Source organism: Mycobacterium sp. 050134, assembly GCF_036409085.1.
Taxonomy (GTDB): domain Bacteria; phylum Actinomycetota; class Actinomycetes; order Mycobacteriales; family Mycobacteriaceae; genus Mycobacterium.
Window position 1 is genome coordinate 104,581 of record NZ_JAZGLV010000012.1, and the last position, 25,809, is coordinate 130,389.

The window sequence follows — 25,809 nt, forward strand, 5'->3', positions numbered from 1 at the left end:
CATATTCCGGTACGGCCGATACAGTTACTCCTCGTGAGCCGACCAGCCCCCCCTGTGCTGACCGTCCGGTACGAGGGATCCGAGAGGACTTTCGCTGCAGGCAACGACGTCGTCATCGGGCGTGATCTCCGCGCGGACGTTCGGGTCGCGCACCCGCTGATCTCCCGGACGCACCTCATCGTGCGGTTCGACCAGGGGCGATGGATCGCGATCGACAACGGCAGCCTCAACGGGCTGTACGTGAACAACCGGCGCGTGCCGGTCGTGGAGATCCAGGACGGGCTGCGGGTCAACATCGGCAACCCCGACGGCCCCGCGGTGACGTTCGAGGTCGGCCGGCACCAGGGCGTGGCGGGGCGGCCGCCCTTGACAACGTCGATCCCGATCCTCAATCCGGCCAACGGGCCGAGCGCGCCGGTGCCGCACGGGCAGCCCCAGCCCCCCGCGCACTGGCCGGGCCAACCGCCGCAGCCGTCGACGGCGTCCTTCCGCCAGGCGCCGCACCCCGGCGCCCCGCACGCCGGTCATCCGCCGAGCGGGCCGCAGGTGAGCCAGCCGCCGACGGGCCATGCGCCCGCCCAACCCTCCGGGCCACAACCACGCCCCCCGACCGGAACGCACCCGACGGGCGTGCCCAGCGGACCGCAGCACGCGCCGCAGATCTACCGGGCCGCCCCGGCGCACGTGCCGCCGAGCGCGCGCGAGCCGGAGACGGGCCGCGTCGCCGGTGACTCGGCGAACATCGCCACGTCGATGATGAAGATCCTGCGATCGGGCAAGGCGGCGGAGTCCGCACCGGGCGCGATCAAGATCGGCCGGGCCAACGACAACGACATCGTGATCCCGGAAGTGCTGGCGTCACGCCACCACGCCACGCTGGTGCCGACGCCGCACGGCACGGAGATCCACGACAACCGCAGCATCAACGGCACCTTCGTCAACGGCCAGCGCGTCGAGTCGGCCGTGCTGCACGACGGCGACGTCGTCACCATCGGCAACATCGACCTAATCTTCGCCGGCGGCACGCTGGCACGGCGCGACGAGAGCGCGACGGCGACCCGCACCGGCGGCCTCGACGTGCGCGGGGTGACGTGGACCATCGAGAACAACAAGGTCCTGCTCGACGACATCTCGCTCGGCGCGCAACCGGGCACGCTGACCGCGGTTATCGGCCCGTCCGGCGCCGGGAAGTCGACGTTCGCGCGGCTGGTCGCCGGGTACACGCACCCGACCAAAGGCACGGTGTCCTTCGAGGGCCACAACGTGCACGCCGAATATGCGTCGCTGCGCAGCAGGATCGGGATGGTGCCGCAGGACGACGTGGTGCACGGCCAGCTGACGGTACAGCAGGCGCTGATGTACGCCGCCGAACTGCGGCTGCCGCCCGACACCACCCGTGAGGACCGCGAGCAGGTGGTGGCCCGGGTGCTCGAGGAACTCGAGATGACCCAGCACCTGAACACCCGGGTGGACAAGCTGTCGGGCGGCCAGCGCAAGCGGGCGTCGGTGGCCCTCGAGCTGCTGACCGGGCCCTCGCTGCTGATCCTCGACGAGCCGACCTCGGGGCTGGACCCGGCGCTGGACCGGCAGGTCATGACCATGCTCCGGCAGCTGGCCGACGCCGGCCGCGTGGTGCTCGTGGTGACCCACTCGCTGACCTACCTGGACGTCTGCGACCAGGTGCTGCTGCTGGCGCCGGGCGGCAAGACCGCGTTCTGCGGGCCGCCGAGCCAGATCGGCCCGGCGATGGGCACGACCAACTGGGCCGACATCTTCAGCACGGTGGCCAACGATCCCGACGGGGCGAAGGCGCGGTATCTGGCGCGCACCGGCCCGCCCCCGCCACCACCGCCGGCGGAAGCGCCCGCCGACCTGGGCGACCCGTCGCACACCAGCCTGCTGCGGCAGTTCTCCACGATCGCGCGCCGGCAGGTGCGGCTGATCGTCTCGGACCGCGGCTACTTCGTCTTCCTAGCGGTGCTTCCGTTCATCATGGGCTCGCTGTCGATGTCGGTGCCCGGCGACGCCGGGTTCGGCATCCCCAACCCCCTGGGGCAGGCGCCGAACGAGCCCGGGCAGATCCTCGTGCTGCTCAATGTCGGTGCCGTCTTCATGGGCACGGCGTTGACCATCCGCGACCTGATCGGGGAGCGGCCCATCTTCCTGCGCGAACAGGCGGTCGGCCTGTCCACATCGGCGTACCTGCTGGCCAAGGTGTGCGTCTACACGATCTTCGCGGTCGTCCAGTCGGCGATCGTGACCGTGATCGCGGTGCTTGGCAAGGGCGCGCCCACCCAGGGCGCCGTGGCATTGGGCAGCCCCGCGCTGGAGCTGTTCGCCGACGTCGCGCTCACGTGCGTCACCTCGGCGATGCTGGGTTTGGTGCTGTCGGCCATCGCCCGGTCGAACGAACAGATCATGCCGCTGCTCGTCGTAGCGGTCATGTCGCAGCTGGTGTTCTCCGGCGGGATGATCCCTGTCACCAACCGGCTCGGGCTCGACCAGATGTCGTGGGCCACCCCGGCGCGGTGGGGTTTCGCAGCATCGGCGTCCACCGCCGATCTCACGATGTTGGTGCCGGGACCGGTGAACCCGAAGGACTCACACTGGCGCCATACCGCCGGCGCCTGGTGGTTCGACGTCGGGATGCTGCTGGTGCTCAGCGCCGTCTATCTCGGCTTCGTGCGTTGGAAGATTCGCCTCAAGGGCGGTTGACCCCCGTCAGGCTCCCTTGCGCATCGCCTCGTCGGCGGCGGCGCGCATGCGGTCCGACAATTGGAGCAGACCATGTTCGCCCACCCCGTTGGGCATGGTGTATGCCAGCTGCCGTAGTTCGACGGCGCAGTCGCGCAGGTGCTGGCGTAGGCGTGTCTCGTTGGTTGCCATGACGTCTCCCGATGCTCGTGGCTGAACACGACGTCCGGCCTCTCGGCCAGTCGATGGCAAAATTTTCGCAGTCCGCCAAGCGGTTGGCGACGGCCCCGAGGCGATTTAACGGGAGTTTGACAGCGTATTTACAGTTCGCGCGGCCGGGCGCCGGGGGTGAGTTGCTTTGTGCGCCGCGCTGGCCTTTCATCGGGGGCATGGCCTCGGACGTGGCGCTGCGCGAACGGATGACCGAACGCCGGGAGGCCGGCGACCTGGCCGGCGCGCTGGCCATCGCCGAAGAACTCCTCGCCGAGAACTCCCAGACGCTGGGGCCGCGCCATCCGGACAGCCTGGCGCTGGCCCTCGCGGTTGCCAACTGGCGCCGTCACCTCGGTGACGCGGCCTCCGCGGCCGACGAACTGTCCGGGCTGGTCCCGCTTTTGGAGACCGAGCTGGGACCCGAAAATCCCGACACGGTGACCGCACGCCACCTGGCGGCCAGCTTGCCCGGCAACGAGGCGGATCCCGCCGCGACCGCGGCAAACTGGTTTCGGCTGTTCGCCGACGAGCAGCGGACGCTGGGCCCCGACCATGCGCTGACGCTGGCCGCCCGCCACAACCTGGCGATCTGCCGGCGGCAGACGGGCGACGTCGTCGGTGCCATCGACGAGATGGAGGAGGCCGCCGCTGCGCGCGGGCGGCTCCTGGGGCAACACCATCCGGACACCCTCGCGAGCCGGTTGGTCCTGGCGGCGTGGCGCGGAGAATCCGGTGACACCCAGGAGGCCGCCGACGCCGCGGCTTCGCTGATCCCGTTGTTACGCCGGGCCTTCGGACCCGACCACGAGCAGACCCTCACGGCGCGGCACCTCTGCGCGCTCTGGGCACCGGTGCCGGACGGCCGCCAGCTGGAGTCGGTCTGGGATTGGGCGGTCCTGGTCGACGACGAGTCGCGCGCGCTGGGGGCCGACCACCCGCTGACCGTGGCGGGTCGGGCCGTGCTGGCGGTCCGGCGCGCCGGCTGGGAGGGCACGCTCGACGAGCTTCAAGGGGCCGCCGCGGGCTTGGACGAGGACATGGAAACCGATCGCGGCGGCGAGCCCGACGCCACCTTCCCGGCGATGACCGTCGGCCAGCTGAACACGATCAGGGACCACGCGGCCCGGGCGCTCGCCGAAAACGGGGTCGAGGCCGCGCTGACCGCCGACGGCACCGCATTCGTGCGCCCCGACGGGATGGGCTTCCCGCTGAGCGAGGTGGCCGCCCAGTGCGCCGACAAACCACCCGAGCAATGGGGATCCGTGGTCGCCGAGATCGTCAGGAAGTTCCAGGGTTTCGCGAAGTCCGCATCCGCGGTCGAGAGCATGGGCTGGGCGGAGCTGGCCACGCGGCTGCGGTCCAGGGTGGTGTCCAGCGCCGAAGTCGCCGAGGCGGGCGACTCGCTGTCCTACGCGTGGCCGCTGGCGGCCGGCCTGCACGAGGTGCTGTGCCTGGATTTCCCGGACGTGGTCACTTACCTGAACACCGGCCAGGTCCGCGCGCACGACATCGATCGGTTGCGGGAGGTGGCGCGCCGCAACACGATCGGGGAGCCCCTCGAGGGTGTGCAACGGCTGAATGACGAGGGCGCCGACGTTCTCCTGCTCTACGGCAAGTCCTCATTCGTCGCGTCGAAGGTCCTCGACCCGACGGCCCTGGCACCTCACTACATCGGCGACACATCCCGGGGCGTCGTCGTCGGAGTGCCGGCGCGCAACTATCTCCTCGTCCACCCCGTCACCACGGCGGCCAAACTGCTCGCTTCGCTGAACGTGATGTCGGGGGCGTGCCCCCTGCTGCGCAACCAGTATCCCGGGCCGATCAGCGCGGGCCTTGTACTTCTGGAAAGGCAGCGCGCTGCAGTGCATCTCGCGTACCGTCCCGGAGACCGGCCAGGTGTGCGTCGAATTCACCGGCGCGTTGGCCGCGGCCGTCGAGGAGCTGGCCGAGTAGGCGGCTATGCGCCGATCCCGTGATCGAGCTCGACGCGCAACACCGTCGCGGGGCGGACCACTCCGTCCGGCGACGCGGTGGTGCCGCCGTCTGTGGTGACGTAGGCGACGCGGCCGGGGTCGGTGCTCCCGCACCCCCAAGCGGCGCTGGACGGACCGACCAGCGTTTCGTCGAATGGGTCGCCGGCGATGTGGCGGACCTCGCTCCCGTGCCGCGGCGCCAAGGGCACGCGGTCGATCGTGTTGGCGCGGTGCCTTGTCACGTAGGCGAACCCGGCGCCTTCATCGAGGCAGAAGTCGTCGGCGTTGTCGATCGCCGCGACGAACTGCGGGGGCCCCGCCGGATCGAGCGTCTTCGCATCGACGGGGACGCGCATGAAGCACCGCTGCGCCGTGGAGGTGTAGTACAGGTGGCCGGTGTGCGCGCCGTAGCGCACGCCGTTGACGCCCGGTTGCGGTGGGGGAGGGACGCCGCTGTCGGGGTCGTCGGCCATGGTGTCGTCCGCAAGCCATACCCGAGCCGCGGCACTGCGGGTGTCGTCGGCGAGGTCGACACGCCAGACGAGGCCGGCAAAGCAGTCGGCGATCGCCAGCACGTTCGGTCCGAGCAGGCAACTGCCGTTGAGGGCGCGGACTCCGTCTCCAAACGTGTAGATGATCTCGGGCGATACCGGGTCGCCGGGGGCCCAGTTATCCAAATCCAGCCGGGCCAAATGAGATTCATGAGTGGTGTAGCCCTCGGTGAGGTTCAGGATGAACACGTCGGGTGCGATTTCGACGATGCCGGTGACCGGATGGTCGAACGTGTGCACCAGGACCGGTTCGACGACCGTGCCGCGCTCCGAGGGCGGAACCCACCATAGTTCCTTGTGTATGACGTCGGTGACCAGAATCGACTCATCGGCGCGCACGGCCAGGTTCTCCGGGAAATGCCACTCCGGGAAGACGGCGACCGGCGTCAGCGTGACGGCGGGCAGCGGAGGCATCGCCATCTACTGCTCCAGCCCCTTGGCGTCGGCCGGGACGTCGAAGGCGTTCAGCGTCATGCAGACCATCGTGAACCACCCGAGCAACACCGCGACGTCGACGACTCCGGCGTCGCCCAGCAACTCCCTGGCACGCCGGTACAGACCCATCGGAACGATTCGGGCGTCGACCAATGCCGAGGCCAGCTCGTAGACCACCTGTTGCCGTGGGTCGTCGAAAGACGTTGGCAGGCCGGCGATCAACGCCTGGAGTTGGCGGGGGTCCAGGTGCCCGTACCGCTCGCCGATGATCTCGTGCTCGTAATTGGCGTAGGGGCTGCGCCACCGCCCGTTGACGACGCAAGTCGCGATCTCGATTTCGGCCTTCGTCAAGGTCGACTCGCGCTGGAAGTACGCGCCCGTCGGCACGATGGTCTTGGCCAGCGCGGGGTTGGCGAGCCAGATCTTATGCGGGCCCGGTACCAAACCCCGCAGTTCGCGGGTCAACTCGTAGGCCTCGCGCATCGCCGGCGGCATTGCGTCGACCGGCGTTTCGACGAATCGGCCGAATGTGCCGAAATCGGATGCGTCATTCACGGTCTGTCGAATCCACGATGTGTCTCCCGCGGTCGGTGGGGACGCCACGTCAGCTCAGCAAGCAACACCGTCGTTTGTACCCGCCCACGGTTAACACGGTGAGAGCGCCGCCCAGTCGCGGTTCAGACCTCTTGAGGGGCCTCGCCAAACCGCGCCAGCACCAAGGTCGCCGACACCGCCACGACGAACCCGAGCACCACGAGCCAGCCGAGGCCGTCGCGCGCGCGATCCCCGAGCCACACCACCCCCACGAACGCGGGCGCGATCGTCTCGCCGACGACCATGCCGGCGACGGCCGTGGTCACCGACCCGCGATGCAGGGCCGAGGTGAGCAACAGGAAGCCCGCGACCCCGCCCGCGGCCGACGCATACAGCGCGGGGTTTTCGTAGAAGGACCGCTTGGTGGGGTCGATCACCTCGAGCAGTCGCACGCCGATCTCGACCACGCCGAAGCCGCTTCCGGCCGCCAGGCCCAGCGCGAGCGCGCGGGGCCGATCCGGCAGCCGGCCCGCCGCCGCGCCCGCGACGAAGATGACCGCCACCACGCCCACCAGGGCCCAGCCCAGCCTGGTCGGCGCCCGGCGGAAGTGTCCCGGGCCCGCGGCGAGAGCCAGCACGACGAGGCTGACGCAGACCACCCCCACGGCCGTCCACTCGGCCGGTGTGAGCCGGGCGGACAGCAGCCACGCCGCGACGATCCCAGTGACGGCGATCGACGCCGCCAGGGCCGCCGCGACGACATAGATCGGCACCAGGCGCAGCGCGGCCACCTGCAGCAGAAAACCGACGCCGTCCAGGCTGACGCCCACGAGATAGCGCCATTGCCGGGCGGCCCGCATCAGCAGCACCGCGTCGACGCCCGAACCGCTGCCCGCCTCCACCGATCGGGTCGCCGCCGCCTGCAACACGGACGCCGCGCCGTAACACACCGAACAGCCGAGCGCGAGCAAGAAGCCGACCAGCACATTCAGACAATAGGTGGCGCTTCCGGTCCGAACGGAAGTCGGATGTTTGAACCGCCGCCGTGTGGGGCAAGTCACATAGGTGTTTGGCGAGCGCTCAGACCTGTCTCAATGACATTGAGTGAACGGTTATTCATCTTCGAGTACGCCACTCTGCGTAGTTAAATGCCTGCACAATAGGCAGATTCGTTTCGATGTTTAGTATCGGTGTACATCTGTGTACCCTGGCAAACATGGCGGAACGAGGTGCCGAGCCCCAAGTCCCACGCGGACGCCGGTTGTTCCTGCGGGCCATCCGGCGCCTCTTCAGCCCGCTGCAGCCCGACGACTATCTCGAGATGATCAACCCGCTGTGGACCACGAAGGAGCTACGCGGGAAGGTGGAACGCGTCGAGCAGCAGGGCTCAGAAGCCGCCAGCATCCTGATCCGGCCCGGATACGAATGGCCCGGTCACAAGCCCGGACAGTATGTGCGGCTCGGCGTGGTCATCGACGGCGTCTACCACTGGCGGGCGTATTCGCTGACGTCGGACCCGGGCGCCGAAGACGGCCTGATCAGCGTGACGCCCAAGAAGGTCGACGGCGGAGCCGTGTCGCCATACCTGGTGGAGCGGATCCAGCCCGGGGACCTCGTGCGCCTCAGCGACATCGAGGGCCAATTCACGCTGCCCGAGCCGGTGCCGCCGAAGATGCTGTTCATCAGCGCCGGCAGCGGCATCACCCCGATCGTCAGCATGCTGCGCAGCCTGGACCACGGCGACGATATGCGCGACGTCCTGGTCATCCACTCGGCGCGCACGCGCGAGCAGGTCATGTTCCTGGCGGCCCTGGAGGAGCTCGAGGAACGCCACGAGGGGATGCGGCTGGATCTGCGCCTGACGTCCGAGCGGGGCCGGCTCAAGCCCGGCGACCTCGACGACGCGTGCCCGGACTGGCGCGAGCGCGAAGCCTTCTGTTCGGGCCCCGAGGAGATGCTCGACGCGCTGATCGAGCACTGGGAAAGCAACGGGGACAAAGAACGCCTGCACTTCGAACGGTTCCAGCCCAAGATCGGCGGCGATGTCAACGCGGGCGAGGGCGGTGACGTCTGCTTTCTCGACAGCGACAAGACGGTCGAATGTGACGGGGGCACTTCGATTTTGGAGGCCGGCGAAAATGCGGGTCTCAATCTCGCCTACGGCTGCCGGATCGGCATCTGTCACACGTGCGTTGGCACGCTGAAGTCGGGGAGGCTGCGCGACCTGCGGTCCGGCGACGTGACCGAACCCACGGGCCAAGACGTGCGGATCTGCATCAACACCGCCGAAGGCGACGTGGAACTTCAACTGTGATCGAAAGGAGCGGCTCGTGACGACTGCCGTGCAGCGGGGGGTGGAGAACCCACTGAACCGCCTGGGGCAACAAGAGCTCGAAAAACTCGCGAAGGAATTCGACGCGATCCACGACGAGGTGTTTGCCGACCTCGGTGACCGCGACCGGCGCTACATCAAGACGGTCATCTCTGTGCAACGGCAGATCGTCGTCGCCGGCCGGGTGCTGTTGCTGGCATCGCGGTCGAGGACGGCTTGGGTGCTGGGCACCGCCTGCCTCGGCATGGCCAAGATCTTGGAGAACATGGAGATCGGCCATAACGTCATGCACGGCCAGTGGGACTGGATGAACGACCCGGACATCCACTCGTCCGTGTGGGATTGGGACACCGCGTCGACCGCCGAATCCTGGAAGCACTCCCACAACTACATCCATCACACCTTCACCAACATCCTCGGCAAGGACAAGGATCTCGGCTACGAGATCATGCGGATCGACCCGAACCAGAAATGGGCCCCGCGCTACCTCTTTCAGCCGCTGTACAACCTCCTGCTCACCGTGCTCTTCGAATGGGGCGTGGCCGTCCACGACATGGACATCGAGGCCATCCGCAAGCGCGAGAAGCCCTGGTCGGAAGTGCGAAAGGACCTCAGAGGTATCCGCGGCAAGGCCCGGGAGCAGGTGATCAAGGACTACGTGGGGTGGCCGCTGATCAGCGCCGGCGCGTTCGCGATCGCACAGCTGGCGTTGGGCGGCCGTCTCGAGCAGCCGTCGCAGTCGCGGCTCGGCCGCCGGCTCCGCCGGGTGTCGAACCGCGGCCGGGTCGGCGCCGCCGCGAACTTCCTCGACAAGGTCGCACCGGGCGTCGAGAGCACCTACCTGCGCACGCTCGGGGCCGACGCGCTGGCGAACGTGATCCGCAACGTGTGGGCGCACGCCATCATCTTCTGCGGACACTTCCCCGACCAGACCTACACGTTCACGCAGGAGGAGACGGAGAACGAGACGCGCGGCGGGTGGTACGTCCGCCAGCTGGTCGGCGCCGCGAACATCGAGGGCAGCCCGTTGTTCCACGTGATCAGCGGCAACCTCGGATACCAGGTGGAGCACCACCTCTACCCGGACATGCCGAGCAGCCGGTACTCGGAGATCGCGCCGCAGGTCAAGGACATCTGCGAGCGCTACGACCTGCCCTACAACTCGGGCCGGTTCGGCAAGCAGTGGTTCATGGTGCACCGCAGCATCTTTCGCCTGGCGTTCCCCGGTGGGAAGCCGCGGCCGAAGCCCGGACCGTACCGCAGCAACGTGCGCCGTCCGGAGCCCGAGCAGCGGCCCAGCGAGGGCGACCGGTTCCGCGACCGCGTGCCGGCCGAGCACCCGGCGGCCGGACCCGAGCACGAGTCGGGCGGGGTTTCCGTCCAGCCGCCCCCGCGCGGCGAGGACTGATCCGGTTCCCGTGCGCCGGGGTGAGTTCGACTAGCTTTTCCTACTTGGGGCCCCGTTCGGTACGGGCCGCCCGGCTCGGAGCGGGGGAGGGCAATGGCGGGGATCGAGGGTCAGGTCGTCGCGGTCACGGGAGCGAGCAGCGGCATCGGCGAGGCGACCGCGCGCCTGCTCGCCGAGCGCGGCGCCCGAATGGTTCTGGGGGCTCGCCGCACCGACCGACTCGATGCTGTCGCCGGTGATATCGGTGCCGGCGGCGGCATAGCCGTCACCTGCGCGACAGACGTCACCCGGCGCCGGGATCTCGAACGGCTGGTGGGCACCGCCGTCGACCGGTTCGGCCGCCTCGACGTGCTGGTGAGCAACGCCGGCATCAGCAAGATCGGTCCGATGTCCGACCTGGACGTCGACGGCTGGTCGGCCATGATCGACGTCAACGTGCGGGGCGTGCTGCATGGCATCGCCGCGGCGCTGCCGGTTTTCCGGCGGCAGGGGCGGGGCCACTTCGTGACCACGGTGTCCACGGCCGGCCTGAAGATCGTGCCGAACATGACCGTGTACGCGGCCACCAAGAACGCCGTCCGCACGATCATGGAGGGGCTGCGCCAGGAGTCCACCGACGGGGTGGTCCGGACGACGTCGATCTCGCCCGGATTCGTCGACACCGAGTTGGACCGGTCCGTCGACGACCCGGCGGCGCGCGAGCGGATACGCCAGAGCATGACCGAGTTCGGATTACCGCCGGCGGCGGTCGCGCGCGCCGTCGCGTTCGCGATCGAGCAGCCCCACGACGTCGAGATCGGCGATCTCACCGTCCGGCCGACGGTCCAGGGCTGAAGTCGGCCGGGTTGGGCCGCTCGACAGACCGTGGTGTCAGCCCGAGGCTTCGGACGTGACTGGCGATCTCGTGCAGGCTCGCCACCCACACGTCGTCCTGCGCGCACACGTGCTCGATCAGGCCGTCCAGCGCGTGCGCCCTCGACGGCCTGCCGGACAGGAACGGGTGGTTGGTCAGCACGAAGCAGCCGCCCTCGGCGCGGGTGGCCTCGAACTCCAGCCGCCACATCTCGACCACCTTCGTCGGGCTTTCGATCAATCCGGACCCGCTGAATTCTGGGACGTAGCAGTACTGCTCCCAGTCGTCGAGCGCCCACTGGATCGGGATCTCCACCAGCGAGCCGTCGCCGACGGTCAGCTCGTAGGGGTGATCGGCGTCCATCAGGCTGCTGTCGTAGAGAAATCCTCTGTCGCGCAGCAACTTCGGCGAATGCCAGTTCAATTCCCACATCGGCGCCCGGTATCCCGTCGGGCGCAGGCCGATCACCGACTCCAGCACTTCGAGGCCACGGTCGATGATCCTGGCCTCCTGCTCCTCGGTCAGGCCGCGCATCGCCTCGTGTAGATACCCGTGATGTGCGACCTCGTGGCCGTGGTCGACGATCGAGCGGATCACGTCGGGATAGCGCAGCGCCGTGTAGCCCGGCACGAAGAACGTAGACCTGATGCCGTTCCTGGCAAGGATTTTCAGCAGCCTCGGTACGCCGGTGAGCGGGCCGTAGGCCTGATGGCTGATCGCCGACATCCGGTCGGCGTGCGAGGGGTCGGCGGCCAGCATCACCGACTCCGCGTCCACGTCGAACGTGAACGATGCCGCGCAGCGCGCACCACCCGGCCACACAACCGGCGGAATCGTCATACTCGGCACCGCGCCTTTGCCAGCAGCGAGATGAATTCGTAGGCCAGGTACGCCGCCGCGATACCCGTCAACTCCGCGTGGTCGTAGGCGGGCGCCACTTCGACGATGTCCGCTCCGACCAGGTTGAGGCCGTCGAATCCCCGTACCAGCTCCAGCAATTCGCGGCTAGTGAGTCCACCGATCTCGGGTGTGCCCGTCCCCGGCGCGTGGGCTGGGTCGAGCACGTCGATATCGATCGACACGTAGAGCGGAAGGTCGCCGATGCTGTCGCGCAACTGGCCGACCACGTCGTCGACGCTGCGTTTCTGGAACTCCCTGCAATGCACCACCGTGAAACCGAGTCCCGCATCCGACGTCAAGTCGTCAGGTGAGTAGTGCGATCCACGAATCCCGACATGCGCGCTGTGGCCCGGCACGAACAGGCCCTCTTCGGCCGCACGGCGAAACGGCGTGCCATGTGTCAACGGCGCGTCGAAGTAGGTGTCCCAGGTATCCAGGTGCGCGTCGAAGTGCACCAGCGCTACCGGCCCGTACCGCTCGCGATGCACCCGCAGCAGCGGATAGGCGATGGTGTGGTCGCCGCCGAGCGTGATCAGTTGCGCGCCGTTGGCGATCAGCGCCGTCGCATGTTCTTCGATCTGACGTGACGCCGCCGCGATGTCGTATGGCGTGCAGGGGATATCGCCGGCGTCGACCACCTGCTGGTTGGCGAACGGCGACACCCGCATCTGCGGATTGTAGGGCCGCAGCACGCGTGAGCACTGCCGTATGTGGCCCGGCCCGAAGCGCGCGCCGGGCCGGTAGCTCACCCCCGCGTCGAACGGAATGCCCACCACCGCGACGTCGTAGCCGGGTACGTCGTCGATGCGCGGCAACCGCGCGAACGTCGAGAAGCCCGCGTACCGCGGCACCACTGTGCCATCGACGGGCTGCACGGGTTCATGGTTCATGTCCGACAACGTGTCGTCCCTCCGTTGATCTGAATCGTCTGCCCGACAAAGGCACCCATGTCGGCGCGCGCCAGCAGCGACACCATGGCTGCGATCTCGGTGGCTTTACCGATGCGCCCCAACGGAATATCGCGTGCGTACCGCTTGCGCATCTGCTCTAGGCTGATGCCTGCGTCGTCCGCGTCGACTTGCAGTTGCGGGGTGTCGATGACGCCGGGTGCGATCGCGTTGACCGTGATGCCCTCCGGCGCCAACTCTCGGCCCAGCGACTTGGCCAGCGCGATCAGACCCGCCTTCGACGCCGCATACGCCGTCGCATTGGGCCAACCGACGACGCCCCACTCCGACGCGATGACCACGATGTTGCCGCCACCCTTCCTGCGCATGCCTGCGAGCACCGCCTGGACCAGACACACCGTGCCCGCCAGGTTCGTGTCGACGATCTTCCACCAGTCGTCGTCGGCGTGCTCGAGGAAGGGCGCCATCGTCATGTACGCGGCGTTGCACACTAAAATGTCCACCGGACCGCGCGTGCGCTCGATCTCGGCGACCATCGCGTCGACGGCGTCGCAGTCCGAAATGTCGGCCGCAGCCGGGAAACCGCCTGTCGCCGCGACCACGGAATCCATAGCAGCCGTGCGCTCACGGCCGTTGACCCCCACTGTCGCACCGTCTTTCGCCAGGCGCTCGGCGACCGCGGCGCCGATGCCCTGCGTCGCGCCGGTGACCAGAGCGAGCCGACCCGTATGCATCTCAGATCACCGCCCCGCCGTTGGGCGACAGCACTTCGCCGGTGCAGAATCCGGCGTCGGGGCCGACGAGATACCGCACGACTTTCGCGATCTCCGTCGACCGCGCCAGCCGTCGGGCCGGCAGCTCCGCGAGATAATCCGCAGCACGCCAGGGAGAGTCAGCCGCCAAGAGCGGCGTATCGGTTGGACCTGGCGCCACCGCGTTGACTCTGACGCCGTATTGGGCGACCTCAACGGCCAGGCTCCGCACCAGCCCGATGATGGCGCCCTTGGCGGCCGCGTAGTGCGCGTCGGCGTCACCACCGCCGATGGCCAGTTCCGAGGTGATTGCGACGATGGCTCCCGTGCGCCGCTCGACCATCGATGGGAGCACCGCCTTCACCACGTTGCGCAGCCCGCCCAGATGCACCCGAAGCATCCGGCGCAACTGTTCGCGGGTGATCTCGGCGATCGGGATCGACTCGTAGTGCCCGGCCGCGCTGACCACCGCATCGACACTGCCGAGGCGGCCTATCGCCTCGGCGACGGCGGCCTCGTCGGAGACGTCGACGACGTAGCGTGACGAGTCGTTGAGGTCAAGTCCCACAACGTCGTAACCCCCGTCCGACAGGGCGCTCGAAACTGCTGCGCCGATGCCGGACGACGCGCCGGTGACGACTGCGACGGGGCTCACTTCGCGGTGTCACCGAAGCGTACGGCGATCGGCGCTTGGATGCCGCGGCGCACCGACAGGTAGATCGCCACGCCGATGACGCCCAGCACCGCGGTGGTCAGCACGCTGGCCCAGTTGATGTACCAGGGCTGGCCCGGTTGGGTCCGCGGCCACGCCACGTTGACCGTCTCGAAGACGATCCACAGCGAGGCGAGGTAGGTGATCGGCGCGCCCCATCGGCCGAGGGTGAACGGACCGGGTTTCCACTTGCCGGTCAGTCGCGCGAGGGCAGCGCCGATCACCGGCACGCCGAACGCGATGTAGAAGCCGATGATGTTGAAGTTGACGAGGATGTTGTAGAACTGCGTGCCGGCGAGCAGGACGAAGACGACCGCCACCACGGTGGTGAGCCCGATTGCGTTGACCGGCAGCCGCTCCGGGCCCGCCAGTCCACCGAGCACCTTGGAACCGGGCAGACTGTGGTCGCGCGCCGCGCCCCAGATGCAGCGTGACACCGCGGCCTGCACCGCGAGGAAGCTCGACACGAATCCGATGACGAACATGGCCAGCAGTGGTTTGGTCACCCGGTTGCCGAGATGCTTGGCAAGCGTGTCGGCGACCACGTCGCCGGACTGGGCGGCGACGACGCCGGGCAGGTCGGGTATCGAAAGGATCAGGGCCGCAGCGGAGAACATCACCACCAGTCCGACGAGCAGCAGCCCCAGGAAGATCGCCTTGGGCACGTTACGCTCGGGTTCGTCGACCTCCTCGGCGACCGATCCGGCCGCCTCGAAGCCGAGGAACGACCAGCCGACGTAGGCGATCGCGAGCAGCATCGGGCCCGATGTCCACGACGCCGCGTCGGGCATGCCTGCGCTGGAAAACAGGGCGGAGAACGGGTTCTCGCGGTAGAAGAACAGCAACACGATGCCGAGCCCGAGCGAGCCGACGACCTCGCACGTGATGCTGATGGCGACCATCACCTTGAGCACCTGGCGGCCGACCATGTTGACGCCCGTGCCGACGAGGATGATCGCGACTGCGACAGAGGCGATCTGCCACCGGTTCGGCTCGCTGACGCCGAAGATGTTGAGCAGGAAGCCGGCCGCGGCATATGACAGCGTGCCGAGTGCGATCGTCAGGCCCCACATGTAGGCCCATGCCGCGGCCCAGCCCCATGTGGTGCCCTGCACGTGCCGCGACCACTGATAGACGCTGCCCGCGTACGGCCAGCGCGACGCGAGTTCGCCGAACACCGCGGCGACCACCAGCTGGCCGATCAACACGATCGGGAACGCCCAGAAGAACTTCGGCCCCGCGGCGAACAGCCCGAGCGTGAAGATTGCGTACACCGCCGCGATCGGTGACACGTCGGCGAATGCCAACGACAGCGCCGACCGGAAACTGAAGCCCCGCTGCAACCGTTCAGGAGCACCCGCCTCGACGACAGTCGTGTCGACAGATTCGGCCAACTCGGCTCCCCTCGCTGGATGTGTCGCCGCCCGCCACTGTGAACGTGCTTTCCCTGACACGGAATGCGTCGGCGGTCTGAAGTCGGGCCGAGTGTTCGTACGATCGTCTAAGCTCGGGTATGCATTGTCGCCGCCGGCAGGCCCCGCCCACGGGCGCAGTGGGCTTGAACAGGCGTTTCGCGGTGCCCACGATCGCATGTCGGCGCGGTAACTAGTTCATGTCGTGCCGCGTTCGCGATCTGCTGGACACCCCGCACCTCAGGCTGACGCTGCAAGGCGGCAGCGACGGCCTGGACAAACCGGTGACGTGGGCGCAGACCTCCGACCTCGAGGAGCCCTGGTTGTATCTGGCGGGCGGCGAGTTGCTGATGAAGAACGGGCAGACGCTGACCGAGTCCGCGCGTGGCCAGACGGCCCTGATCCGCGGCGTCGCCGAGAAAGGCATGTGCGGCATGGTCATCGGCTTGGATGCCGCCACGCCCGAGCTGACCCCCGCCGCCGTCGCGCTCGCCGACGATCTTGGCTTTCCGATCATGACGGTCCCGTACTCGGTCGGCTTCGCGTCGATCGGGCGCGCCGTCGCCGACGCGGCGGGCAGTGGACGGGTCGCGGTCACCGAGCGCGTCTACAACGTGATTCGGCAATCGGTGTCCAATCCCGCGCCCGCCAACGTGCTTTCACAGCTGGAGCGCGACCTGTCGTGCCGGATCGCGGTGCTCGACGCCGCCACCGGAAGCGTGGCGCTGGAGGCCTCCGCCGCACCACCGGACGACGTGCGTGAGGCGGTGGTTGCCGAGATCGGCGGCAGGCGGGGCGCGATTCCCGGTGTGCTGCATGTGTCGACCGGATCGCAGCGCGCGCTCGTCGTCGAGGTGCCCGACAAAGAGCCGACCGCACTGGTGACCTATGCCTTTCGCGGCCCGACCACCGACATGGTGCATTTGCAACACCTGGCGTCGGCGGTGGCGGTGCTGCTGGCTCAGCAGAACGCGCGCCGCGAACACGAAAGACGGATCGGTGCCGAAGTGATGGGTCAGCTGTGTGACGGCCGCATGAGCGACCGCGACGGCGAGCGGGAGCTGGCCGAGCGTGGACTGGACGCGAGTTGTTGCATCGTCGCCGCCGAAAGTGTTTCGCCGGACAGCGAGCGTCGGTTGCACCTCGGCCTCGGCAGGCGGTCGATCCCGCATCTACTGCTGCGCCGCGCAGCCCTGCTCTACGCGCTGATGCCGGTCACCGATCGCACCCTCGAGGTGCTGGACCAGCGTCTCGGTGGTGAGGCGATCTTCGGTGTCAGCGATCCGCTGCTGCTGCCGTCCCGTGCTCCTGCCGCGGTACGCGAGGCGACATGGGCGGTGCGGGTGGCCGTGACAACCTCGAGCAGCGTTACGCGCTTCGCCGACGCGACAATCTTCCCGGTGCTGCGCGATCCGGACGAGGCGCGCGTCGTGGTCGACCGGGTGCTTGGCCGCCTGCTCGCCTACGACAGCGCACACGCCAGTGACATGGTCTTCACGCTCGACACGTATCTGCATCGGGAACGGTCGTTGGTGCAGACCGCGAAAGAGCTCGGCATCCACCGCCAGACCGTCGTCTACCGGATACAGCGGATCGAGGAACTCACCGGACGACGCGTCGGCGACACCGCGGCCATCGCCGAGTTCTGGCTGGCGCTACGCGCGCGAGACCTCTTGGCGAGTTGAGATCCTCTTGCTAGGAAGGTGTGAGGCCGCGGCGCACCTCCAGCACCGCACCGATACCGAACGGGACAACCTCCCTGGGCAGCACAGCTAGTGTCGTGAGTCGTTAAGAGTGCACCAGCATCTTCGGCCGTGCATCCCGCTGTGAACACGTCGAACGTGGGGGAAAAGTACACATTTCCAAACACTTTTCCTCCATAGGGCCCACGCTCGGAAACAGGAGCGAAGGCAGCACCAGAACCAATGACTCATGACACTAGCCGTCCGAGTGACCGCCGGTCGCGAGGCGATGGACCGCCGCGGCGATCTCCGCGGGGCAGTCTTCCTGCAGAAAGTGTTTGGCGGGCAACAGGATCGGGTCCCGAACCCCCGCCGCGCGCTGCGCCTGGACGCCATAGCGGCGCCATGGCAACATCGTGTCCCGGGCGCCCCACACGACCTGCACGGGGTACGGCGTGTCGCGGACCGCGCCCACATAGCGTCGCTGCTTGGCGGCCGTGAGTTCGAAGCCGCGCATGATCTTCAGAAACGCCCGCCCGCCGTCGTCGCCGAACAGGAGCGGCGGCCAGCACGCGAGCTCGGCGGCCGGTACGCGGCCGCTGACCCCGACCAGCCGCATGATCGAGGCGAACGTGCCCGGCACGTGCATCGACGCCAGCCACGCCTCGCCAACGCCCCGATGCGCGAACGGCTCCATGGGCCACGGCCGGTGGAAGGACTCGACCTCGATGATGGTGTTCAGCAAGGTCAGCGACAGCACCCGCTCGGGTGCCGCGGCCGCGACCTCCAGTCCGACGGGCCCGCCGATGTCGTGCACCACGAGGTGAAAACGGTCGAGATCCAGAGCGTTGACCGCCGAGAGCAGCCACCGGCCCAGGCCCGTCCAGGTGTAGTCGCCGTCGGCGGGCCGTTCGGCGAGCCCGAGTCCGGGCAGGTCGGCCGCGACGCCGCGCAGGCCTCGGGCGGCCAATTCCGGTACCACCTTGCGGTACAGGTAGGCGGAGGCGGGGACGCCGTGCACACACACAACGGCGGGGGAGTCGCGCTCGCCTTCGTCGAGCACGAACGACCCAATCCCGTCGGCGCTGAACGGCCGCCCCGACGATCGGTGACGTTCCAACAGCCGGGTGACTTCCGCGCCGCTCATCGCCCACACCCCTTCGATTTCAGCCCGGAACTCATTCTCGGTCGCAACCGCGTTAGGGGCGAGTCCCCGCGGGGGCCGGCCTGCCGCCCACGACGCGGATTGACGTCACATCCCGGCGATGATGCGCAGGCGCCGCGCGCTGTACTCGGCGTCGGAGAGCAGGCCTTTGGCGTGTAGGTCGTCGAGCTCCCGCAGGCGCTCGGACGGTGCGGGCGCGGCCGCCGGCGAGTCGTCGGCCGTGCGACCGGGGCCGGGGCCCCACCCGGCGCCGAGGTTGACCAGCCGCAGCGCGAACAACACGCCCGACGCCGTGATCGGCAGCCCGAGGTAGAGCATCCATCCCACCGGCAGGCCCGAGCCTCTCAGCGCGACATAGCGCGCCAGCAACAGGAGAGCGACCATCCCGCCGGCCAACAGCACGACGACCTTGGTTTTCATTCACGCACCTTTCCCAGTTTGAGTCCCAGTTCGAGTCCCAGTTCGAGTGATCGCGGTCGTCAGGCAAGTTGAAGGGGCTCGCCTCGCTACCGATCCCAAAAACCGCGGTCATCGGCACGTATCTGTGTCTGGCACCGGCCTTGGAGGATTCTTTGTAAGTTCTTGGAGTCGCGCGAGGCGTCCACCGCGGGCCCGTCGGGCCAACTAAAGTGGGAACCATGACGCACCGGGTACTCAGGACGGCGGCCGCGCTGTGTGGTGGCGCGACGCTCCTTCTGTCGGTCGGTGCCCCGCCCGCCGGCGCCACCGCATCGTTGTCCGCCGACGGGTCATCGCACGTGACGCCCGCGCCCCCGTCGCAGCCGGGTGGGGCCCTGCCCGTGCAGCCCGTCGGTGGCGGTGGTTGCGTAATCGGGCTCAACTGCGGATGCATCCGCAACGTCACCTGCCCCGGCTCTCGGCCCCATCCCCACCCGGGCAACGTCAACAACCAGCCGCACCCCGCCCCCGGGTCGGGCAACCCGTAGGCGATTAGCCGGCGCGTGCCCCTGACCGGGCCGGGCGCGGTTCCCTATCATTTGGTGATGGGCGCCCATGCGCTGGACATCGAGGGCTCGCCGGCATTCACCGACGAGGACGCGGCCGGCTTTCGCGCCCGGGGCTGGTGGTCCGATTCGACGCTGTCGGACGCCGTGCGCCGCAACGCCGAACGATCCCCGGACCGCCTGGCCTACGTCGACCACCCCGGCGCCGGGCTGACCTGGTCCCAGTTCGACGGCGCTGCGACCCGGCTGGCGGGGCAGCTCGCCGGCGCGGGCGTGCGGCGCGGTGACCGAATCGCCGTGTGGCACGGCGATGCCGCCGCCATCCACGTGCTGTTCGTGGCCATCGAGCGATGCGGCGTCGTCGTCGTCGGCATCGGCGCGCGGGCGGGCGTCCGGGAGGTCACCGCGATACTGCGCGGTGCGCAACCCGCGATGCTCGTCAGCGACGAACCGCGCGCCGCCGCCGCCGCGCAGGCCCTGGCGGGCACGCCCGTGGCGGCGCTGGTCCTGGGCCCCGGCCCGGCCGGCCCGAGCCTGAACACCGGCCCAGCGCCGCGCCCACCGGCGGGCGGATCCCGGCTCGGCCCCGACGACGTCTTTCTCATCAACTCCACCTCCGGCACGACCGGGCTGCCCAAGTGCGTCGTGCACACGCAGAACCGTTGGCACTACTTCCATCAGAAGGCAGTCGCCAACGGGGCGCTCACCCCCGACGACGTCTTCCTGCCGGTGATCCCCACGCCGTTCGGCTTCGGCATCTGGACCAGCCACACCACGCCCATCCACCTCGGCGCCACCGCGGTGATCCTGGAGCGGTTCAGCGCGAAGGCGGCCTGCGAGGCGATAGCCCGGCACCGGGTCAGCGTGTTGTGCTGCGTCAGCACGCAACTGACCATGTTGATGGCGGACCCCGCCAGTCGCGAGTACGACCTGAGTTCGCTGCGCGTGGTCTTCGCCGGCGGCGAGGCGTTGCCGTATCGACCGGCCGCCGAGTTCGAGGACCTCACGGGCGCGACGATCCTGCAGTTCTACGGGTCCAACGAGACCGGAATGCTCAGCGCGACCACGCTCGCCGACACCCGCGAACGTCGCCTGCGCACCGGCGGCCGGATCGTTCCCGAAATGGCCGTCCGGCTCTTCGACGGCGACCGGGACGTCACCGAGACGGGCCGTGGCCAGCCCGCCTGCCGCGGGCCGGCCACCAGCCTCGGCTACCTCGGCGGGACGGATCACGACAAGCTGTTCACCCAAGACGGATGGATGCGCATGGGCGACGTCTGCGAGATCGACGCCGAGGGTTACCTCACGGTCACCGGCCGAACCTCCGATTTCGTCCTGCGCGGCGGCAAGAACATCAGCGCGAGCCAGGTCGAAGACGCCGTCATGACCCACCCCGCGATCGCGCTGGCGGCGGCGGTCGCCATGCCCGACCCGGTGTTCGGCGAAAAGGTCTGCGTGTACGCCGAACTCGCCGAGGCCCACACCGTCGACCTGCCCGGACTCGTCGAACACCTGCTGGCTCTGGGCGTTTCCAAGGAACTGCTGCCCGAACGGCTGATCGTCGTCGACGAGATCCCGCGGTCGTCGGGCGGCAAGGTCGCCAAAGGCAAACTCCGCGAGGACATCACAGTGAGGACCGGGCATGAACTCCCCTGACGCGCGCCGCGGCGGACTCGAGGTCTGGGCGCCGTCGGTGGTCCCCCCGATCGGGGTCGAACTGTCCCATCAGCAGGCGCTCGCCATCGCCTTCCGCCACCTGGCCGCCACCGGATTCTCCGAAAACATGGCCGGACACATCACCTGGCAACCCGAGGGGCAGACGGACATGTTCGTCAACCCCTGGGGCCTGTGGTGGCAGGAGATCACCGCATCGGACATCTGCGTGGTGGACAGTGCCGCCCGGGTGGTCCGCGGCCGCTGGGACGTTACCCCGGCGATCCACATCCACACCGAGTTGCACCGGGTCCGCGACGACGCCCGCGTCGTCATCCACAACCACCCGTATCACGTGTGCGTGCTCGCCGCGCTGGGGCGGCTGCCGGAGCTCCTGCACCAAACCGGCTCGCTGTTCCTCGACGACCTCTGCCTCGTCGGCAGCTACGAAGGCGAGGTCGACAGCGCGGCCCGCGCGGCGGAACTGGCGGGGCGCATCGGCGGCGCGAACCTGACGATCCTCGCCAACCACGGCGTCATCGCGACCGGCCGCACCCTCCCCGAGGCCGTCTACCGCGCGGCGTCGATCGAGCGGGTATGCAAGCTGGCCTACGACGTCATGCTGACCGGACGAGAACCGGTCGCCATGAATTGGGCGGACATGGCGGGCATGCAGCGGTCGCTCCTCGAACGCGCCGCCGACGTCTACTGGGCGGGGGCGGCCCGGATGACCATCAAGGCAGGCCCCGATGTGCTCAACTGAACTTCGCCCGGAGCGCCCTCGACGACCCTGACAGGCAAGGAGTTTGGCCGATGAAATCGATCGACGAACTGGCGGCGAACCTGGACTTCACCACCGCCAGGACCGGCTCAGACCGTTCGGTCACCTTCCTGCCCGACCCGCCCCGCGCGCCGCGCCGCTACACCGTGATCTCGGTCGACGATCACATCGTCGAGCCGCCGGACACCTTCACCGGGCGGCTGCCGCGCCGCTTCGCCGACCGCGCACCCAAGGTCGTCGACACCGACGGCGGGGGACAGACCTGGGTCTACGACGGGCGGGAACTGCCCAACGTCGGGTTCAACGCCGTGGTGGGGCGCCCGGTATCGGAGTACGGGTTCGAACCGGTCCGGTTCGACGAGATGCGCCGCGGCGCTTGGGACATCCACGATCGCGTCAAGGACATGGACCTCAACGGCGTCTACGCGTCGCTGAATTTCCCCTCCTTCCTTCCGGGATTCGCGGGCCAGCGGCTGCAGCAGGTGACCACCGATCGCGACCTGGCGTTGGCCTCGGTCCGCGCCTGGAACGATTGGCACCTCGAGGTCTGGGCCGGGTCGTACCCGCAGCGCATCATCCCGTGCCAGCTGCCGTGGCTGCTGGACGCCGAGCTCGCCGCCGCGATGATCCGCGAGAACGCCGAACGCGGCTTCCACGCCGTCACTTTCAGCGAGAACCCGGCGCTGTTGGGCCTGCCTAGCATCCACTCCGGGCACTGGGACCCGATGATGGCCGCCTGCGCCGAGACCGGCACCGTCGTCAACCTGCACATCGGGTCGTCGGGGTCGTCGCCGTCCACCACCGAGGACGCACCGCCGGACGTGCAGGGCGTGCTCTTCTTCGCCTATGCCATATCCGCGGCGGTCGACTGGCTGTATTCCGGTCTGCCCAGCAGGTTCCCCGACCTCAAGATCTGCCTCTCCGAGGGCGGAATCGGCTGGGTCGCAGGGCTGCTCGACCGCCTCGACCACATGCTCAGCTACCACGAGATGTACGGCACCTGGCAGGCGTTCGGCGAAACCCTCACGCCGGCTGAGGTGTTCACCCGTAACTTCTGGTTCTGTGCCGTGGAGGACAAGTCGTCGTTCGTCCAGCGCGAACGCATCGGCATCGACAACATCATGCTCGAGGCCGACTACCCGCACTGCGATTCGACGTGGCCGCACACGCAGGAAACGATCCACCAGCAGATCGGCGACCTGCCGCCGGACGCGATCCGAAAGTTCACCTGGGAGAACGCCTCTCGCCTCTACCGCCACCCGGTGCCGGTGGACGTGCAGCGGGATCCGGAGGCGTTCTGACCGATGACGGCGGCCAAGGTTGACTTCAGTTCGGTCCGCTGGGGTTCGGTGGAGTGGACCAACCTCGTCACGCTCTACCTGCGTGCGTACGAGAGCCGCTCGCCACACCCGATCCTGGGCGACCATGCGGCGGCCGAGGCGGTGGACCGGATCGACTATGACTTCAACCGAATTCGGCGGAGCTCCCTGCCGTGGTCGAACCAGTACCTGGTCGCGTTGCGGGCCCGGCAGCTCGACGACTGGTGTGCGGACTTCCTGCGTCGGCATCCCGATGCCGTGGTGCTGCACCTCGGGTGCGGGCTGGACGGCCGCGCGTTCCGCCTCGAGGTGCCGCCGTCGGTGCTGTGGTTCGACGTCGACCAGCCCGCCGTCGTCGAGCTGCGCCGACGGCTCTACCAGGACACCGAGCAATACCGGATGATCGGCTCGTCGGTGACCGAGCCCGGATGGCTCGAGGAGGTTCCCACCGTGCGCCCGACCCTCCTCGCCGCCGAAGGCCTGGTCATGTACCTGACGGAAGGCGAGGTCCGACAGCTGTTCCAGCGCGTCACCGACAGGTTCGATTGTGGCGAAATGCAATTCGACACCCTCACGGCGCTGGCGCCGCTGATGTCCAAGCTGTTCACGCGGGGCATCATCAAGTGGGGCATCCGCGACGCCCGCGAGATCCAAGCGTGGAACGCGAGGCTGCGTCTGGCCGAGCAGACACCGACCCTGGCCGGCTACCAGCGGATCCCCAGCACCGCGGTGCGCTGGATCTACCGGCTGATGTGGGTCACCCCGTCGCGCAGCTACGACGTGCTCAATCGCTTCGAGTTCTGAGCCGGCCCTCAGCGACGGGTCAGCGAACTCAGCGCGGCCGACAACGCGGCCACAGTCTCGGCATCGAGCGGCACCTCGGCCTCGGCTGCGGTGATCACGTCGACCGGCACGCCCGCCGCGTTGGCCAGTTCTTCGGCGGTCAGCTCGGCGCGGTACCGGGCGGCGTACAGCCGCTGGCCCAGGGTCGCGCCGGGGGCTCGCGCCGCTCGCAGCATCAGGTCTTTGTAACTGCGCCGAACGGCGCTGAGCACCAAGGCGACCTCGGGTGCGCCCTTGGCGGTGCGCGCCGCCCCTGCGGCGACGCCCTCGAGCCTGCGCAAGTCGGCGAGGATCGCGCCGGCGCGCTGGCTGAAGGCCGGGTCGGTGGTGTCGGGCAACGACTCGATCGCCGTGGCGATCGTCGTCAGCGCGACCTCGACGGCCTCGGCGAGCAGGGGGGCGCGCACCGTGTTGGTCATGACGACGGTGTCCTCGCCGCTGGCGTCGGCCTGTTCGCGGCGGATCCGGGCGATGGTGCCGTGCGGCCACTGCAACGCATCCTCGAGCCTGGCGAGCGTCGCCTTGCGGGGCCAGCGCCGGCCCTTCTCAAAGTCGATCAGCGCGCCGGCGTTCACGATCCCGCTGCGCGCCAGGTAGCGCTGGGTGAGCTTGAGTTCCTCGCGTCGCGCGGCCACCGCGGCGCCGGCGCGGGCGATGCCGACGTCGACGGTGTCGAGCGTGCGTTCGCTGTCCTCGTCGTCGGCGCCTCCCGCGCGGCCGTCGGTCCCGTGCTCGGGCGCCGCCGAAGCGGCGAACGAGAAGCCGACCGGGATGCCCCGGGGGTTGCCCAGATGAATCGTCATGTTGTCCCGAATCGGAATCATGGACTGTCGAATGCCGTCGACGAAGACACCGTTCCTACTCTGGTCGACGGCGACCCAACCGCTCGGTGCGCTGTCCACGCGGACATGGGTGCGGGAGATGCGGTCGTCGTTGATGCGCACCTGCGCCGGAAATTCGCGGCCGATGGTGATCGGCGCGTCGCTATCCTGTGCGGTGTAGGCCTGGTCGCCGACCCGAATGGTCAGCGGCGGCCGCCCGTAGGCGGGTGCTGCCGTGCCGCCCGTGGTCACCATCGATCACACTCCCGCGTCGCGAACCCCAAAAGCACCGAAATGCTACGTCACGCTAGCATGCGCATCCCAGGTTTCCGTGGCACCGCGCTCCGCCTTACCGCCGCCGACCGGTACCGACCACCATTACCGCATGCCGCTGAGCAGTATCGATGTGGTCGTCGCGGGCGGCGTTCGCCGCCTCGTCCCGGGCGCCGCCACACTTCGGCCCCGTCGGTTTCCGTAGCACCGGCGGGTCCAACCGCTGCTCAACCACCCACCTCGAAGACCCGGATGTGGCGACCGGGATGTTATGTGAGTGCAAACGTTCTCCGCGTTTCGCTGCGGGACTCACCGCCGCTCGCTAGCGTCGAGCAGCCAGCAACGTGCCGGCGGGTAGCCCACACGGGCCGCCAGGAACTGGAGGGGTCGACGTGAGAAAGATTATTGCCGCTGGTGCGCTGGCGTTTTGCGGGCTCGTGACCACCGGGGTGGGCGTCAGCAACGCCGACGAGATTCTGGTCGAGGGCAACTATTCGACTGAGGCAGCTTGCGTGGTGGACGGCCCGCACGTCGAGGTGGACCACCCGGGGACCTGGACCCATTTCTCCTGCGTTCAGCACCCCGACGGCCTCTGGTATCTCTACCTGAGCAACTGACCCCGCGCCCGGC

The 25,809-nt window shown here is 68.7% G+C and carries 24 protein-coding genes; 12 read left to right on the forward strand and 12 right to left on the reverse strand.

Features of this window, described 5'->3' with window-relative positions:
* Window positions 1-18 precede the first annotated feature (18 nt).
* Window positions 19-2,715 (forward strand): FHA domain-containing protein, encoded by a 2,697-nt coding sequence (locus SKC42_RS15995; RefSeq protein WP_330965358.1) that lies wholly within the window; start codon window positions 19-21, stop codon window positions 2,713-2,715.
* 6 nt (window positions 2,716-2,721) lie between these two features.
* Here the strand turns inward: SKC42_RS15995 and SKC42_RS16000 are convergent, their stop codons facing one another.
* On the reverse strand, window positions 2,722-2,886 hold the full coding sequence (locus SKC42_RS16000; RefSeq protein WP_330965265.1) for a hypothetical protein: 165 nt from the start codon (window positions 2,884-2,886) through the stop codon (window positions 2,722-2,724).
* 197 nt (window positions 2,887-3,083) lie between these two features.
* On the opposite strand from SKC42_RS16000, the gene SKC42_RS16005 reads away from it, so the two are divergent.
* Window positions 3,084-4,883, forward strand: coding sequence for a tetratricopeptide repeat protein (locus SKC42_RS16005; protein ID WP_330965266.1), 1,800 nt, complete (start codon window positions 3,084-3,086; stop codon window positions 4,881-4,883).
* Here SKC42_RS16005 and SKC42_RS16010 read toward each other — a convergent pair.
* The 3 genes from SKC42_RS16010 to SKC42_RS16020 form a co-directional block, all read right to left on the reverse strand.
* Window positions 4,865-5,851: a hypothetical protein gene (locus SKC42_RS16010; RefSeq protein WP_330965267.1), complete on the reverse strand. Its 987-nt coding sequence runs from the start codon at window positions 5,849-5,851 to the stop codon at window positions 4,865-4,867. The two genes, SKC42_RS16005 and SKC42_RS16010, sit on opposite strands and share 19 nt — an antisense overlap.
* Window positions 5,852-6,421 carry a carboxymuconolactone decarboxylase family protein gene (locus SKC42_RS16015; protein WP_330965268.1) on the reverse strand — a complete coding sequence of 190 codons (570 nt, stop codon included), beginning with the start codon at window positions 6,419-6,421 and terminating at the stop codon, window positions 5,852-5,854.
* A 122-nt stretch (window positions 6,422-6,543) separates the two neighbouring features.
* Window positions 6,544-7,392 (reverse strand): DMT family transporter, encoded by an 849-nt coding sequence (locus SKC42_RS16020; protein ID WP_330965359.1) that lies wholly within the window; start codon window positions 7,390-7,392, stop codon window positions 6,544-6,546.
* A gap of 224 nt (window positions 7,393-7,616) precedes the next feature.
* Here SKC42_RS16020 and SKC42_RS16025 point away from each other — a divergent pair, with 224 nt between their 5' ends.
* The 3 genes from SKC42_RS16025 (at window position 7,617) to SKC42_RS16035 (ending at window position 10,974) form a co-directional block, all read left to right on the forward strand.
* Window positions 7,617-8,714, forward strand: coding sequence for a ferredoxin reductase (locus SKC42_RS16025; RefSeq protein ID WP_330965269.1), 1,098 nt, complete (start codon window positions 7,617-7,619; stop codon window positions 8,712-8,714).
* Window positions 8,715-8,730: 16 nt separating this feature from the next.
* Window positions 8,731-10,140 carry a fatty acid desaturase family protein gene (locus tag SKC42_RS16030; protein WP_330965270.1) on the forward strand — a complete coding sequence of 470 codons (1,410 nt, stop codon included), beginning with the start codon at window positions 8,731-8,733 and terminating at the stop codon, window positions 10,138-10,140.
* Window positions 10,141-10,233: 93 nt separating this feature from the next.
* Window positions 10,234-10,974, forward strand: a complete 741-nt coding sequence (locus SKC42_RS16035) for an SDR family oxidoreductase (protein ID WP_330965271.1) — start codon at window positions 10,234-10,236, stop codon at window positions 10,972-10,974.
* On the opposite strand, the gene SKC42_RS16040 is transcribed toward SKC42_RS16035, so the two are convergent.
* The 5 genes from SKC42_RS16040 to SKC42_RS16060 are packed head-to-tail and all read right to left on the reverse strand — an operon-like array spanning window position 10,946 to window position 15,659.
* Window positions 10,946-11,833: a polysaccharide deacetylase family protein gene (locus SKC42_RS16040; protein ID WP_330965272.1), complete on the reverse strand. Its 888-nt coding sequence runs from the start codon at window positions 11,831-11,833 to the stop codon at window positions 10,946-10,948. The genes SKC42_RS16035 and SKC42_RS16040 overlap by 29 nt on opposite strands.
* Window positions 11,830-12,783 (reverse strand): agmatinase, encoded by a 954-nt coding sequence (gene speB / locus SKC42_RS16045; RefSeq protein WP_330965273.1) that lies wholly within the window; start codon window positions 12,781-12,783, stop codon window positions 11,830-11,832. Before speB ends, SKC42_RS16040 begins: the two co-directional genes overlap by 4 nt.
* The gene (locus SKC42_RS16050; RefSeq protein ID WP_330965274.1) at window positions 12,780-13,535 is read right to left on the reverse strand and encodes an SDR family NAD(P)-dependent oxidoreductase; all 756 of its coding nucleotides are present in this window, start codon (window positions 13,533-13,535) and stop codon (window positions 12,780-12,782) included. Before SKC42_RS16050 ends, speB begins: the two co-directional genes overlap by 4 nt.
* 1 nt (window position 13,536) lies before the next feature.
* Complete coding sequence (locus SKC42_RS16055) at window positions 13,537-14,208, reverse strand: SDR family NAD(P)-dependent oxidoreductase (RefSeq protein ID WP_330965275.1); 672 nt, start codon at window positions 14,206-14,208, stop codon at window positions 13,537-13,539.
* Complete coding sequence (locus SKC42_RS16060) at window positions 14,205-15,659, reverse strand: APC family permease (RefSeq protein ID WP_330965276.1); 1,455 nt, start codon at window positions 15,657-15,659, stop codon at window positions 14,205-14,207. Before SKC42_RS16060 ends, SKC42_RS16055 begins: the two co-directional genes overlap by 4 nt.
* 218 nt (window positions 15,660-15,877) lie before the next feature.
* Between SKC42_RS16060 and SKC42_RS16065 the strand changes: the two genes are divergently transcribed.
* A complete protein-coding gene (locus SKC42_RS16065) occupies window positions 15,878-17,362 on the forward strand; it encodes a PucR family transcriptional regulator (RefSeq protein ID WP_330965277.1) in 1,485 nt (494 codons plus the stop codon).
* A gap of 253 nt (window positions 17,363-17,615) precedes the next feature.
* On the opposite strand, the gene SKC42_RS16070 is transcribed toward SKC42_RS16065, so the two are convergent.
* The gene (locus SKC42_RS16070; RefSeq protein ID WP_330965278.1) at window positions 17,616-18,506 is read right to left on the reverse strand and encodes an alpha/beta fold hydrolase; all 891 of its coding nucleotides are present in this window, start codon (window positions 18,504-18,506) and stop codon (window positions 17,616-17,618) included.
* Between the two features lie 105 nt (window positions 18,507-18,611).
* Window positions 18,612-18,944, reverse strand: coding sequence for an SHOCT domain-containing protein (locus SKC42_RS16075; protein WP_330965279.1), 333 nt, complete (start codon window positions 18,942-18,944; stop codon window positions 18,612-18,614).
* Between the two features lie 218 nt (window positions 18,945-19,162).
* On the opposite strand from SKC42_RS16075, the gene SKC42_RS16080 reads away from it, so the two are divergent.
* The 5 genes from SKC42_RS16080 to SKC42_RS16100 are packed head-to-tail and all read left to right on the forward strand — an operon-like array spanning window position 19,163 to window position 24,046.
* Window positions 19,163-19,471: a hypothetical protein gene (locus tag SKC42_RS16080; protein WP_330965280.1), complete on the forward strand. Its 309-nt coding sequence runs from the start codon at window positions 19,163-19,165 to the stop codon at window positions 19,469-19,471.
* A gap of 57 nt (window positions 19,472-19,528) precedes the next feature.
* A complete protein-coding gene (locus SKC42_RS16085; RefSeq protein WP_330965281.1) occupies window positions 19,529-21,145 on the forward strand; it encodes a class I adenylate-forming enzyme family protein in 1,617 nt (538 codons plus the stop codon).
* A complete protein-coding gene (locus SKC42_RS16090; protein WP_330965282.1) occupies window positions 21,132-21,905 on the forward strand; it encodes a class II aldolase/adducin family protein in 774 nt (257 codons plus the stop codon). The genes SKC42_RS16085 and SKC42_RS16090 overlap by 14 nt, the downstream gene beginning before the upstream one ends.
* 50 nt (window positions 21,906-21,955) lie before the next feature.
* Entirely contained in the window at window positions 21,956-23,224 is a 1,269-nt protein-coding gene (locus SKC42_RS16095) for an amidohydrolase family protein (RefSeq protein WP_330965283.1), read from the forward strand.
* 3 nt (window positions 23,225-23,227) lie between these two features.
* Window positions 23,228-24,046 carry a class I SAM-dependent methyltransferase gene (locus tag SKC42_RS16100; RefSeq protein WP_330965284.1) on the forward strand — a complete coding sequence of 273 codons (819 nt, stop codon included), beginning with the start codon at window positions 23,228-23,230 and terminating at the stop codon, window positions 24,044-24,046.
* An 8-nt stretch (window positions 24,047-24,054) separates the two neighbouring features.
* Here the strand turns inward: SKC42_RS16100 and SKC42_RS16105 are convergent, their stop codons facing one another.
* Complete coding sequence (locus SKC42_RS16105) at window positions 24,055-25,161, reverse strand: helix-turn-helix domain-containing protein (RefSeq protein WP_330965285.1); 1,107 nt, start codon at window positions 25,159-25,161, stop codon at window positions 24,055-24,057.
* A 410-nt stretch (window positions 25,162-25,571) separates the two neighbouring features.
* Between SKC42_RS16105 and SKC42_RS16110 the strand changes: the two genes are divergently transcribed.
* Window positions 25,572-25,796 carry a hypothetical protein gene (locus tag SKC42_RS16110; RefSeq protein WP_330965286.1) on the forward strand — a complete coding sequence of 75 codons (225 nt, stop codon included), beginning with the start codon at window positions 25,572-25,574 and terminating at the stop codon, window positions 25,794-25,796.
* The last annotated feature ends 13 nt before the right edge of the window (window positions 25,797-25,809 follow it).

Excerpts from the sequence above, each read along its gene's own strand:
- SKC42_RS16040 (WP_330965272.1), bottom strand. The coding sequence starts at position 11,833 with ATGACGATTCCGCCGGTTGTGTGGCCGGGTGGTGCGCGCTGCGCGGCA.
- SKC42_RS16070 (WP_330965278.1), bottom strand. The coding sequence starts at position 18,506 with ATGAGCGGCGCGGAAGTCACCCGGCTGTTGGAACGTCACCGATCGTCG.
- SKC42_RS16080 (WP_330965280.1), top strand. The coding sequence starts at position 19,163 with ATGACGCACCGGGTACTCAGGACGGCGGCCGCGCTGTGTGGTGGCGCG.
- SKC42_RS16035 (WP_330965271.1), top strand. The coding sequence starts at position 10,234 with ATGGCGGGGATCGAGGGTCAGGTCGTCGCGGTCACGGGAGCGAGCAGC.
- SKC42_RS16010 (WP_330965267.1), bottom strand. The coding sequence starts at position 5,851 with ATGGCGATGCCTCCGCTGCCCGCCGTCACGCTGACGCCGGTCGCCGTC.
- SKC42_RS16105 (WP_330965285.1), bottom strand. The coding sequence starts at position 25,161 with ATGGTGACCACGGGCGGCACGGCAGCACCCGCCTACGGGCGGCCGCCG.
- SKC42_RS16100 (WP_330965284.1), top strand. The coding sequence starts at position 23,228 with ATGACGGCGGCCAAGGTTGACTTCAGTTCGGTCCGCTGGGGTTCGGTG.
- SKC42_RS16090 (WP_330965282.1), top strand. The coding sequence starts at position 21,132 with ATGAACTCCCCTGACGCGCGCCGCGGCGGACTCGAGGTCTGGGCGCCG.
- SKC42_RS16050 (WP_330965274.1), bottom strand. The coding sequence starts at position 13,535 with ATGCATACGGGTCGGCTCGCTCTGGTCACCGGCGCGACGCAGGGCATC.
- SKC42_RS16025 (WP_330965269.1), top strand. The coding sequence starts at position 7,617 with ATGGCGGAACGAGGTGCCGAGCCCCAAGTCCCACGCGGACGCCGGTTG.
- speB (WP_330965273.1), bottom strand. The coding sequence starts at position 12,783 with ATGAACCATGAACCCGTGCAGCCCGTCGATGGCACAGTGGTGCCGCGG.
- SKC42_RS16065 (WP_330965277.1), top strand. The coding sequence starts at position 15,878 with ATGTCGTGCCGCGTTCGCGATCTGCTGGACACCCCGCACCTCAGGCTG.
- SKC42_RS16095 (WP_330965283.1), top strand. The coding sequence starts at position 21,956 with ATGAAATCGATCGACGAACTGGCGGCGAACCTGGACTTCACCACCGCC.
- SKC42_RS16005 (WP_330965266.1), top strand. The coding sequence starts at position 3,084 with ATGGCCTCGGACGTGGCGCTGCGCGAACGGATGACCGAACGCCGGGAG.
- SKC42_RS16000 (WP_330965265.1), bottom strand. The coding sequence starts at position 2,886 with ATGGCAACCAACGAGACACGCCTACGCCAGCACCTGCGCGACTGCGCC.
- SKC42_RS16085 (WP_330965281.1), top strand. The coding sequence starts at position 19,529 with ATGGGCGCCCATGCGCTGGACATCGAGGGCTCGCCGGCATTCACCGAC.
- SKC42_RS16075 (WP_330965279.1), bottom strand. The coding sequence starts at position 18,944 with ATGAAAACCAAGGTCGTCGTGCTGTTGGCCGGCGGGATGGTCGCTCTC.